The following is an 11,676-nucleotide window of genomic DNA, read 5'->3' as shown; positions in this document are numbered from 1 at the left end:
GGTGGCGTCCATCGGGGTGTTCGTGCTGCTGGTCGGCGGGGCGGCGCTGGTGTGGGGGCAGGGGGCGCGGGACGACGCGCCGGAGCTCGTGTCGGCCGATCCCTGGGGGCAGTTGGCGGTGGTGGTCGTCCTCGCCGCCGGGGTCGGGGCGGTGATCCGCCGGACGCGGTTCGGGCGGGAGCTGCGGGCGGTGGTGGACGACCGGCAACTCGCGCTGCTGGCGGGCGTGGACGCGGACCGGGTGGCGGCGGCGGGCTGGGCGTTCGGTTCCTTCACGGCGGGCCTGACGGGCGTCCTGCTCGCCCCGTCCGTGCGCCTGGACCCGTACGGTCTGCCGCTGCTCGTCATGGAGGTGGTGGCGGTCGCGGTGGCCGCGCGGATGCGGAGTCTGCCGGTCGCGGTGGTGGTGGCGCTGGGGATCGGGGTCGGGCAGAGCCAGTTGACGCGGTTCCATCTGCCGGGCCGGGGTGGGCAGTTGGTGCAGTCGGTGGGCGCGAACCTGTTCGTGGTGGCGCTCCTGGTGGCAGCGCTGGCCTTGCCCGGGCTCGGTTCCCGTGGCGCCCTCCCCCGCACGGCCGGAGTGCGCGCCCGGACGCCTCCCGGCGCCTGGATCGTGGCCGCGGTGCTGTTCCTGCTCCCCCTCGGCCTGGCGGGCTCGGACCTGCACACCTCGGTCCAAGTACCGGCGCTGGGTGTGGTGTTGCTGTCCCTGGTGGTGGTCACCGGGCGCGGCGGGCAGCTCTCGCTGGGGCAGGCGGCGTACGCGGGCCTGGGCGCGCTGTTCACGGCGCTGCTGGCGGCGGGCCGTTTCCCGGGGCTCCCCCGCCTCCCGGAACTGGCCGCGCTCGCGACGGCCGTCCTCCTGGTGGCACCCCTGGGCCTGCTGACGGGCTGGCCCGCGATCGGCCGCCAGGGCCTGTCGCTCGCCCTCGCGACCTTCGCGGTCGGCGTCGGGGTCAGCCGCTTCGTCTTCGCCCAGCCGTACGCCACGTCGGGCCTGTCCCTGGCCCGCCCGTCCGGCTTCGAGGGGGACCGCGCGTACTACGTCCTCGAACTCGCCCTCCTGGTGGGGGCGTTGCTGGTCACCCACGCCCTGCGCCGGGGCCGCACGGGCCGCGCCCTCGCGGCGATGCGGGACCACGAGGCGGGCGCGTCCGCGGCGGGCGTCCAGGTCCCGTCCCTGAAACTCCTGGCCTTCGTCACGGGCGCCGCCCTGGCCGCGCTGGGCGGCGGCCTGCTCGGCATGGGCCTGCGCGCCTTCGACCCCTCGGCCTACGACCCCGTCCGCGGCCTCCTCTGGTTCGCCGCGGTGATCGTCCTGGGCGCCGACAGCCCCCTCGGCGCCCTGACGGCCGCGGCCCTCCTGGTCGGACTGGACGCCGGGGCGCGCGGCGGAGTGGCGGCGGCCCTGATCGGCGTACTGGCGGTGTACGTGGGCCGGTTCCCCGGGGGCCCGCACGAGGCGCTCCGCGCGGCGACAGAACGACGGAGGGCACGGCTCACTCCGTTGGGGGTGGGGGTGCGGCGGAGGCTGCGGGTGGTGGGTGCGCGGACCGGCTCAACAGCGGCCGGCCGCACAGGTGTTGCGCGTCCGCCCGAGCCCACGCGGCTGCCCGAGAAGACGCTTCTTCCCGAGCCCGCGTCACAGGCTGCCCCGGCACGCACACCACCCGCCCCACCCGTCCTCACCGCCCATACCCTGTACGCCGGTTACGGCGGTTTCGCCGTGCTCGACGGAGTCGATCTCGTTGTGCGGGGTGGGCAGGTCGCCGCTGTGGTCGGGCCCAACGGGGCCGGGAAAAGCACGCTGTTCCACTGTCTGGCCGGGACCGTGCGGCCCGTGCGGGGGCGGGTTCGGCTGGACGGGCGGGACATCACCCGGCTGCCCGCGCATGCGCGTACGCGGCTCGGGGTCGCCCGGACCTTTCAACAGCTCGCCGTCTTCCCCTCGTTGACCGTCGCCGAGAACGTGCGCGTGGGGGCCGAGCAAGGGCGGGTCGCCGAACCCGCCGCCGTGGAGCGGGCGTTGCGGTTGTTCGGGCTCGGCGGGGGCGTACGGTCGCTGCCCGCCGCCGGGCTGCCCACCGGGACGCTGCGCCGGGTCGAGCTGGCGCGGGCGTTCGCCGGGAGTCCGCGGGTGCTGCTGCTCGACGAGCCGGCCGCCGGTCTCGACACCGCCGAAGTGGCCGCGCTGACCGTGGTGTTGAGGGCGCTGGCCGCCGAGGGCACCGCCCTGCTCGTCGTGGAGCACGACCTCGATCTGGTCGCCGACCTCGCCGACGTGGTCCATGTGATGGCGGCGGGCCGCATCGTCGCCTCCGGACCGCCCGGTCGCGTCCTCGACACCCCGCCGGCGAGGGAGCGCCCCGCATGACCATCGCCCTGCGCCACGCGCGCGTGCGCTACGGCCCCCTCGAAGCCCTGCACGGCGTCACCCTCGCCGCCCCCGCCCACGGCCTCACCGTCCTGCTGGGCCGCAACGGCTCCGGCCGTACGACCGCGCTGCGGGCGCTCGCCGGTACGGTCGCGCTGTCGGGCGGCGCGGTGGTGTGGGACGGCGCCGATGTGACCCGTATGCCCGCGTACGAACGAGCGCGCCGGGGACTGTGTCTGGTGCCGGACCGGCAGGCCGTGTTCGGGTCCCTCACCGTGCGCGAGAACCTCGAACTGGCCTCGTCCGACCACGACTTCGCCCTAGACGCCTACCCCCGGCTCCGCCCTCTCCTCCCCCGCCGGGCCGGCACCCTGTCCGGCGGTGAGCAACGCATGCTGGCCCTCTCCCGCGCCCTGCTGGCCCGCGCACGCGTCGTGCTCGTCGACGAACCGGCGCAGGGCATGTCGCCCGCGGTCGCGGCGCACACGTACGAACTGCTGGGCGGGCTGGACGCCTGCGTGGTCGTGGCCGAGCAGCGGTTGCCGCCCGTGCTGCGCGGGCGGGTCGCCCTCGTGTACGAACTGCGGCGCGGGGCCGTCGTGTTCGGCGGCGAGGCGGCCGAACGGGAGCGGTGACGGGCAGGCCCCCACCCGGTCGACGGACCGGGCGGGGGCGGGCACGGGGAGCGGTTCGGCTCAGAGGTCGAGCTGCTGCCCGGGGATGATCAGATCGGGGTCGGCGCCGATGACGGACCTGTTGGCGGCGTAGATCTTCCGCCAGGTGGTCCCGTGCTCGGCCGCGATGGCGCTGAGGGTGTCGCCCTCGCGGACGGTGTAGTCGCCGCGGGTCGTGCCGCGTGAGGCGTTGTTCGTCCCGCGGGCCGGCGTCTTCGCGGGCTTCGACGGGGTCGCCTTCTGGGTCGACTTCTTCTGCGTCGACCCGCCGGCCGACCTGGTCGACTCGGTGGTCTTCTTCGTGGACTTCTCGGTCACCGTGCCCGAAGAGACCGCGGGTGCGCTGCCGCCCGCTCCGGCCCTGACCGAGCAGACCGGCCAGGCACCCCAGCCCTGGGCGTGCTGGACCTTGGTGGCGACGGCGATCTGCGCTGACCTGGAGGCCTGGTCCGCGGTGGCCGCGTAGGCCGAGCCGCCGTAGGCGCGCCAGGTGCCGGCGGAGAACTGGAGTCCTCCGTAGTAGCCGTTGCCGGTGTTGATGTGCCAGTTGCCGCCGCTCTCGCACTGGGCGATGCGGTCCCACACTCCGCTGTCGGCCGCCGCGGCGTTGCCGCTTGCGGCCAGCAGTCCGAGCGGGGCGAGCAGGGCCGCCCCGGCGAGGACCGCCGTCGTACGCGCTTGACCCTTGCGGTGGGTCTCAGGAGCGTTCTCGCGAGTGGTATCGGCACATTCGGACATGTAGTTCCCTCTCCAACGACACGGGGTCCCCCAAGGCGGTGCGCGGCTCCCACGCATCCACGTGGTCCTCGCGCTCCTCCCCGTCCGCCGGAAGTGGTGCTGCTTGCTGGCTTGTTCGGCCGGCGGACGTACCCGAGCGGTGCTCGTTGCACACGGCGGAGGAATGTACGGAGGTCGGCGAGCCGATGTCGACCAACTGCCCGTCCCCGCAGGCCAGTTGACTGTTACCGCGGGTATCGGCATTTTTCGGCCACCCACTACATTCGCTGATTTCACGATTTTTCGACCAGTTGCCGACACGCGCTGTGACCCGGTTCACGCGACCAACTCCCTTGACCTTTCACAGAGTTGACATGGAGTGTCCGATTCCGTACCGACCGTGACCGTCCGCGTCGGTCGGTTCGATTCGGTCCGCGCTGGAGCGTGACTCCCGCCACAGATCCTCCGTTGTCTTCTTCATGAGCCCGGGACCCACCGGGCACCGCATTCCGAGGGAGCCACCCGTGCCGCGCATGCTCGACGTCAGCGACGACGTACGCGCCGAGATCGGCGACGAAGAAGCCGACCGGCTGCTCGCCGGAGACAACGCCCCGGGCAGTTACGACTGCACGTCGTGCCGCACCCAGGGCGACTCCGATCAGGAGCGCACCAGCACCGTCCTGTTCATCGGCGACGAGACCGCCGTCCTCGCCTTCGCCCACGCCACCTGCCTGCCCTCGCAGATCGTCCAGGTCACCGAGGAGCAGTTGCAGGGCGCCGTCCGCTCGATCAGCGGCAACACGCACGCCCCGGCCGGCGCACCGGACAAGGCCGTACCCGAGCAGGCCGTGCTCGGGGTGACCAGCGGACTCGTCCTGATCTCGGGGGAGTTGCACCCCGCCCTGGTGGTCGAGCCGACCGCGCCCATCGTGCGGCCCGGCTCGACCGACGTCGGGGACGACTTCCTGCCGCTGCTGATCGAGCAGGGCTTCATGCCGCTCAGCGAGATCACCACCGTGCCGCCCGTGCTGCACGGCTGGTCGGTGCTGCTCGCCGCGGGCCAGCTGCACGCGGTACTCCAGCCGAGCGCCAACGGCGGTTCCCCGGTGGCCTGGTGGCAGGCGCACCAGCCCCTCCAGGTCACCGACAGCTGGCGGGCCGCCGCCAACAAGCACCAGCAGGTGCTGATGTTCGCGGCTCCGGTCGGCTCGATCGGCCGCCAGCCCCGCGAGGATCTGCTGCGCAGCGCGCTGGACAAGGCCGCGGCCAACGGCAAGCTGGTCGGCTCCGCGCTGCCGCTCGCGGGCACCTGAACCGCATCCCTTCAGGTGACCCGTCGTTTGGACATACGTGCACACCTACGACGTTCCCCGCAGCCGGCCGTACCAGCCGATCCCGTCCTCGCGATCGGACCGGGACGGCTCCGGCGGTCCCTCGGCCACGCCGATCTACGACCGGCTCTACTCGGAGTGGGTCAAGACCTTCCGCTCGCTGCCGGGTGACCGCAGCGGCGAGGAGGAGCTGGGCTTCACCGCCTTCGGGCACAGTCCGCACGGCACGGGCTCGTTCAGCGGGAGCTCGTTCAACGGCGGGTCGTTCGGCGGGGTTTCGTTCGGCGGAGGTTCGTACAGCGCGTACAGCGCGGGCGCCTACACCGCCCGGCAGCAGTCGCAGTGGCAGCGCGTCGGGCAGCTCGGTCACATCGGGCAGCAGCAGCACGGCCACACCGGGATGCACCACATCCCGGCCCTGCCGCCCGGCCCACGCCGAGGAATCTGACGCGGCACGCACACGAGGAGGGCGGCCCCTGGTCAACAGGGGCCGCCCTCCTCGTCGTAGAAAAGCCGTGTCGTCGAACAGCCTTACGGCGACGGCTACTTCTTCTTGCCGCGCTTCTCGCGGACGCGGACCGAGATGTGGATCGGGGTGCCCTCGAAGCTGAACTCCTCGCGCAGGCGGCGCTCGATGAAGCGGCGGTAGCCCGCCTCGATGAAGCCGGAGGCGAAGAGGACGAAGCGCGGGGGCTTGGTGCCGGCCTGGGTGCCGAAGAGGATGCGGGGCTGCTTGCCGCCGCGGACCGGGTGCGGGTGGGCTGCGACGAGTTCGCCGAGGAAGGCGTTCAGGCGGCCCGTCGGGACGCGGGTCTCCCAGCCGGCCAGCGCGGTCTCGATGCCCGGGACCAGCTTCTCCATGTGGCGGCCGGTGCGCGCCGAGACGTTCACCCGGGGCGCCCACGCGACCTGGGCGAGCTCGGTCTCGATCTCGCGCTCCAGGTAGTAGCGGCGCTCCTCGTCGAGGGTGTCCCACTTGTTGAAGGCCAGCACGATCGCGCGGCCCGCCTCGACGGCCATCGTGACGATGCGCTGGTCCTGCACCGAGATGGACTCGGAGGCGTCGATCAGGATGACCGCGACCTCCGCCTTCTCGACGGCGGCGGCGGTGCGCAGCGAGGCGTAGTAGTCGGCGCCCTGCTGGAGGTGGACGCGCTTGCGGATGCCCGCCGTGTCGACGAACTTCCAGGTGATACCGCCGAGTTCGATCAGTTCGTCGACCGGGTCACGGGTCGTGCCCGCGATCTCGTTGACGACGACGCGCTCCTCGCCCGCCACCCGGTTCAGCAGCGAGGACTTGCCGACGTTCGGCCGGCCGATGAGGGCGATCCGGCGCGGTCCGCCGACCGCGGTCCCGAAGAGCTGCTCGGGCGCCTCCGGCAGTGCCTCCAGGACGGCGTCCAGCATGTCGCCGGTGCCGCGCCCGTGCAGCGCGGAGACGGGGTGCGGCTCGCCGAGCCCGAGGGACCACAGGTAAGCCGCGTCCGACTCACCACTGAGACCGTCGACCTTGTTGGCGGCCAGCACGACGGGCTTGCCGGCCTTGCGCAGCAGTCGTACGACCGCCTCGTCGGTGTCGGTGGCGCCGACCTTGGCGTCGACGACGAAGACGACCGCGTCGGCGGCCTCGATCGCGTACTCGGCCTGCGCGGCCACGGAGGCGTCGATGCCGAGGACGTCCTGCTCCCAGCCGCCGGTGTCGACGACCTTGAAGCGCCGCCCGGCCCACTCGGCCTCGTACGTCACACGGTCGCGGGTGACACCGGGCTTGTCCTCCACGACGGCTTCCCGCCGCCCGATGATGCGGTTGACGAGAGTCGACTTGCCGACGTTCGGCCGGCCGACAACCGCAAGGACGGGCAGCGGCCCGTGCCCGGCTTCGCCGATGGCCCCCTCGACGTCCTCGATGTCGAAGCCCTCTACGGCGGCGAGCTCCATGAACTCCGCGTACTCGGCGTCGCCGAGCGCCCCGTGCTCGTGCTCCTCGCCGGAGCCGTCGGGCTGGATCTGGTCGTTCATGAAGTCGGTACCTCGTTCATCGTGGTGATCGGTGGAACCCCCGGATTTCGGGTGATCCACTACTCAAGTGTCTCTCAGTGCCCGGTGAGGCGCCTGGCACTGTCCAGGTGGGCGGCCAGTTGCTTCTGGATCCGCTCGGTCGCCTCGTCCAGTGCCTTGCGGGTACGGCGGCCGGAGCCGTCGCCCGCGTCGAACGGGTCGCCGAAGACGACGTCGACGCGGGAGCGCAGCGGGGGCAGCGCCTTTATCAGTCGGCCGCGCTTCTCCGAGCTGCCCAGCACGGCCACCGGCACGATCGGGGCGCCGCTGCGGACCGCGAAGTAGGCGAGCCCTGCGCGCAGTGCGGCGAAGTCGCCCTCGCCGCGGCTGCCCTCGGGGAAGATCCCGAGGACCCCGCCGTTCTTCAGGATGTCGAGCGCCCGGGTGACGGCCGTACGGTCGGCGGTCGACCGGTCCACCTCGACCTGCCCGACGGCGCGCATGAAGGGCCCGAGCGGCCCCACGAACGCCTCTTTCTTTACCAGGAAGTGCGAAGCCCGCGGCGCCACACCGATGACCATCGGGCCGTCGATGTTGTGCGAGTGGTTGACGGCGAGGATCACCGGGCCGGTCGCGGGAACCTTCCAGGAACCCAGCACGCGCGGCTTCCACAGCCCGTACATCAGGCCGACGCCGATGCGCCGCCCGACCTCGGCGCCGCGCTCCGTAGGTGCGGTCACTTCGCTGCCCGCTTCTCCTCGACGAGGGTGACGACGCACTCGATGACCTGCTGGAGCGTGAGGTCGGAGGTGTCCACCTCGACCGCGTCGTCCGCCTTCGCGAGCGGCGAGGTCTTGCGCGAGGAGTCGGCCGCGTCCCGCTTGAGCAGCGCCTCGCGGGTGGCCTGGACGTCGGCGCCCTTCAGCTCACCGCTGCGGCGGGCGGCCCGCGCCTCCGGGGACGCGGTGAGGAAGATCTTCAGGTCGGCGTCGGGCAGCACGGTCGTGCCGATGTCCCGCCCCTCGACGACGATCCCCCGCTCGGCGCCGGCGGCCAGCGACCGCTGCAACTCGGTGATCTTCGCCCGCACCTCGGGCACCGCGCTCACCGCGCTGACCTTGGAGGTGACCTCCTGCGTACGGATCGGACCGGCCACGTCCACGCCGTCGACGCTGATCGTCGGGTTCGCCGGGTCCGTGCCGGAGACGATCTCCGCCTTGTCCGCGACGGCGGCGATCGCGGTGGGGTCGGTGATGTCGATCCCGTTGCTCACCATCCACCAGGTGATCGCCCGGTACTGGGCCCCGGTGTCCAGATAGCTCAGCCCGAGCTGCGCGGCCACGGCCTTCGACGTGCTCGACTTGCCCGTGCCGGAGGGGCCGTCGATGGCGACAATCACTGCCGGGGCGGTCCGGGCGGCGCCGTTTTCCACGGGAGGACACCTTCCTGGTGCGGGGTGGTGAGCGGGGTGGGGGTACGAGTGCACCCCGGACAAGGTTACTGGGTGCGCGTCACTCGTCCGGCCGCGCCTTGTGGACACCGGTGCGCACGGTTTCGGTGAGACGGGCGCCTTCAGCGCGGGCCGGCACCTTTTCAGCGAGGACCGGCAATATTCAGCCCGTCCGGCGCCTCTCCGACACAGGCCGCCAACATCCAGCCCGTCCGGCGCCTCTCCGACACAGGCCGCCAACATCCAGCCCGTCCGGCGTTTGAGGACGAGGCCCCTTCAGGGCCGATCGGGGGTCTGGGGGCGGAGCCCCCAGGGACGGTCACGCCCACGCCGCGCACCTACTGCCGGATCGCCCAGCCCCGCTCCCGAAGCCCCGCCGTCAGAACCGGCACAGACTTCGGCTCCACCATCAACTGCACAAGCCCCGCCTGCTGCCCCGTAGCGTGCTCGATCCGCACATCCTCGATATTGACCCCCGCCATCCCCGCATCCGCGAAGATCCGCGCAAGCTGCCCAGGCTGGTCATCGATCAGCACGGCGACAACCTCGTAGACCCGCGGAGCGGACCCGTGCTTGCCGGGAACCCGGACCTGCCCCGCGTTCCCCCGCCGCAGCACGTCCTCGATACCGGCGGCGCCCTCCCCCCGCTTGACGTCGTCGGCGGACTGCAACGCCCGCAGCGCCCGCACCGTCTCCTCCAGATCCCCGGCGACATCGGTGAGCAGATCGGCGACCGGCCCGGGGTTCGCGGACAGGATGTCGATCCACATCCGGGGATCGGACGCGGCGATCCGGGTCACATCCCGAATCCCCTGCCCACACAGCCGTACGGCAGCTTCTTCGGCGTTCTCCAGCCGCGCCGCGACCATGCTGGACACCAGATGCGGCATATGGGAGACCAGCGCGACAGCCCGGTCGTGCGCATCCGCATCCATGACGACCGGCACCGCACGACAGTGCGAGACAAGCTCCAGCGCGAGGTTCAGCACCTCGGTGTCCGTGTCACGGGTGGGCGTCAGCACCCAGGGCCGGCCCTCGAAGAGATCTCCGCTCGCAGCCAGCGGCCCCGACTTCTCCCGCCCGGACATGGGATGCGAGCCGATGTACCTCGACATCACCGACGGGTCGAGGCCCAGCGCCTCCAACTCCCGCCGCGGACCACCCTTCACGCTGGCCACATCGAGGTACCCCCGGGCCACCCCCCGCCGCATCGCGTCGGCGAGCACCCCGGCCACCAGCGCGGGCGGAGCGGCGACGATCGCGAGGTCGACGGGAGCGTCCGGGGCCTCGTCGGTGCCGGCGCCCAGCGCGGCGGCCGTACGGGCCTGCTCGGGGTCGTGGTCGGCGAGGTGGACGACCACACCGCGTGAGACGAGGGCGAGCGCGGCGGACGTACCGATGAGCCCGGTGCCGATGACGAGCGCGGTCCTCACTGGGCGATGTCCTTGCGCAGGGCGGCCGCGGCACCGAGGTACACATGCGTGATGTCGGCGCGGGGCTTGTCGGACTCGATGTGCGCGAGGATCCGGACCACGCGGGGCATGGCACCCGCGATGTCCAGTTCCTGCGCGCAGATCAGCGGCACGTCCGCGAAGGCGCTGCCGAGCTTGCGGGCGGCGGCGGCCGGGAAGTCGCTGTGCAGATCGGGCGTGGCCGTGAACCAGACGCTGATCAGATCGTCGGCGGTGAGGCCGTTCCGCTCCAGGACGGCGGTGAGCAGCGCCCCGACCTGCTCGTCCATGTGGCCGGCCTCGTCCCTGTCCAGTTGGACGGCGCCCCGGACCGCTCGTACCGCCACGGCTCTGCTCCTCGCTGATGTACGGCTCTTGGTCCGTCCAGCGTAGTCAGCCCGCCCGGCACCGGTGCGCGGCGCCCGCCCACCGAGACGGTCACAGGGACTGTTGCCGGACCAGTTCCTCCAGCGAGGCGGCCTGGGGCACCTGTCCGCCCGGGGTGAGCTTGTCGACGGCCTGGGGCAGCGTCTGCGCGAGGTCGCTCGCGGCCTGTTCCGGGGTGACGCCGGCCTGCTCGGCGACCTTCTGCAGGGTCCCGTCGGGCAGCGCCTCCTGGATCTGGGCGCCGGTGACGGACTTGTTCTCGCCGGTGCCGACCCAGGAGTCCTTCTGCTCGGCCAGCCCGGACTTGGTGAGCATCTCCAGGAGCCCGCCCAGCGGATTGCCTCCGTTGGCGCCGCCACCGCTGCCGCCACCGCCGAGGGCCCCGAGCAGCGCGCCCAGGATGTTCCCGCTGGAACCGCTCCGGCCCCCTGTTCCCCCTCCGCCCAGGAGACCGCCGAGCAGACTGCCGAGATCGTTGCCCGCCATGGGTCGCACCTTTCGAGAGCGGCCGGCCGCTGGTCGGGGCCCAGCCTCGAACCCTGCCAATGTCACCCGAATCATCCCGTTCCGCTACTTGGGGTGAGATCATCCCCGTATGCCTCTTTACCCACGGCCCCGAGTCCGCTGTCATGGGCTGGAAGCTCGCCTCGGGGGAGGACAGTCATGAAACGTCCGGGACCACTGCTCACTCTTCTGGCGGGTCTGGTGTTGGGCCTGTTCATGCTGACGCTCAACGCGACGTCGGGGACGAAGACGGCGTCGTCCTCGTACAGCGAGGCATCACCGTCGGCGTCACCGAAGAAGTCGGCGAACGCGTCACCGACCCAGAAACCGACGGTCAACCCGAGCCCGACCCCGTCGAAGTCCCCCGTCCCGAACGCCAGTTACGCGGGCCGCACCGACGACGACACCGCCTCGGTCGCCGTGTCGATCCGGGACGGCAAGGCGGTCGCCTACTTCTGCGACGGCCGCTACAAGGAGGCCTGGCTCAGGGGCCCCGTCGAGGACGACGGCACCATGAAGCTCACCGCCCCGAACGGCGCCGTACTCGACGGCAAGCTCCAGCAGGGCAAGAAGATCCTCGGCACCGTCAAGGACGAGGGCAGGAAGTACGCGTTCACCGCCGACAAGGCCGTCAAGCCCTCGGGCCTGTGGCGCGCCACGGCCAAGGTGCGCGGCGCCAAGATCGACGGCGGCTGGATCGTGCTGCCGAACGGCCGCCAGACCGGCATCGTCACCCGCGACGGCAAGGCCACCTCCGCACCCCGTATCGACCCGGAGACCGGCGCGGTCA

The 11,676-nt window shown here is 72.2% G+C and carries 12 protein-coding genes; 5 read left to right on the top strand and 7 right to left on the bottom strand.

Going from position 1 to position 11,676, the window contains the following annotated elements; all coding sequences use genetic code 11:
• The coding region (locus JHN63_RS41975; RefSeq protein ID WP_200690392.1) for an ATP-binding cassette domain-containing protein at positions 1-2,374 on the top strand (2,374 nt) is incomplete at its 5' end.
• Complete coding sequence (locus JHN63_RS41970) at positions 2,371-3,009, top strand: ATP-binding cassette domain-containing protein (RefSeq protein ID WP_200690391.1); 639 nt, start codon at positions 2,371-2,373, stop codon at positions 3,007-3,009. The genes JHN63_RS41975 and JHN63_RS41970, both read left to right, overlap by 4 nt.
• A gap of 60 nt (positions 3,010-3,069) precedes the next feature.
• Here the strand turns inward: JHN63_RS41970 and JHN63_RS41965 are convergent, their stop codons facing one another.
• Entirely contained in the window at positions 3,070-3,786 is a 717-nt protein-coding gene (locus tag JHN63_RS41965) for a transglycosylase family protein (protein ID WP_200690390.1), read from the bottom strand.
• Positions 3,787-4,289: 503 nt separating this feature from the next.
• Between JHN63_RS41965 and JHN63_RS41960 the strand changes: the two genes are divergently transcribed.
• Both JHN63_RS41960 and JHN63_RS41955 read left to right on the top strand, forming a co-directional pair.
• Positions 4,290-5,078, top strand: coding sequence for a hypothetical protein (locus JHN63_RS41960; RefSeq protein ID WP_200690389.1), 789 nt, complete (start codon positions 4,290-4,292; stop codon positions 5,076-5,078).
• Between the two features lie 37 nt (positions 5,079-5,115).
• Positions 5,116-5,544: a hypothetical protein gene (locus tag JHN63_RS41955; RefSeq protein ID WP_200690388.1), complete on the top strand. Its 429-nt coding sequence runs from the start codon at positions 5,116-5,118 to the stop codon at positions 5,542-5,544.
• Positions 5,545-5,639: 95 nt separating this feature from the next.
• Here the strand turns inward: JHN63_RS41955 and der are convergent, their stop codons facing one another.
• The 6 genes from der to JHN63_RS41925 all read right to left on the bottom strand — a co-directional run bounded on the left by der (position 5,640) and on the right by JHN63_RS41925 (position 10,868).
• Complete coding sequence (gene der / locus JHN63_RS41950; RefSeq protein WP_200690387.1) at positions 5,640-7,115, bottom strand: ribosome biogenesis GTPase Der; 1,476 nt, start codon at positions 7,113-7,115, stop codon at positions 5,640-5,642.
• 74 nt (positions 7,116-7,189) lie between these two features.
• Entirely contained in the window at positions 7,190-7,777 is a 588-nt protein-coding gene (locus JHN63_RS41945) for a lysophospholipid acyltransferase family protein (protein ID WP_234478487.1), read from the bottom strand.
• A gap of 53 nt (positions 7,778-7,830) precedes the next feature.
• Entirely contained in the window at positions 7,831-8,526 is a 696-nt protein-coding gene (gene cmk / locus JHN63_RS41940; protein WP_200690385.1) for a (d)CMP kinase, read from the bottom strand.
• 356 nt (positions 8,527-8,882) lie between these two features.
• Positions 8,883-9,977, bottom strand: coding sequence for a prephenate dehydrogenase (locus tag JHN63_RS41935; protein WP_200690384.1), 1,095 nt, complete (start codon positions 9,975-9,977; stop codon positions 8,883-8,885).
• Positions 9,974-10,342: a chorismate mutase gene (gene aroH / locus JHN63_RS41930; RefSeq protein ID WP_200690383.1), complete on the bottom strand. Its 369-nt coding sequence runs from the start codon at positions 10,340-10,342 to the stop codon at positions 9,974-9,976. Before aroH ends, JHN63_RS41935 begins: the two co-directional genes overlap by 4 nt.
• 91 nt (positions 10,343-10,433) lie before the next feature.
• Positions 10,434-10,868, bottom strand: coding sequence for a YidB family protein (locus JHN63_RS41925; RefSeq protein WP_200690382.1), 435 nt, complete (start codon positions 10,866-10,868; stop codon positions 10,434-10,436).
• A 177-nt stretch (positions 10,869-11,045) separates the two neighbouring features.
• Here JHN63_RS41925 and JHN63_RS41920 point away from each other — a divergent pair.
• Positions 11,046-11,676, top strand: a 631-nt coding sequence (locus tag JHN63_RS41920) for a hypothetical protein (protein WP_200690381.1), incomplete at its 3' end; no start/stop codon positions are given.

This window comes from Streptomyces sp. MBT65 (genome assembly GCF_016612545.1).
Classification (GTDB): Bacteria; Actinomycetota; Actinomycetes; order Streptomycetales; family Streptomycetaceae; genus Streptomyces.
Note: the sequence above shows the minus strand (reverse complement) of the source record. Positions and strands in the feature narration are given on the sequence as shown.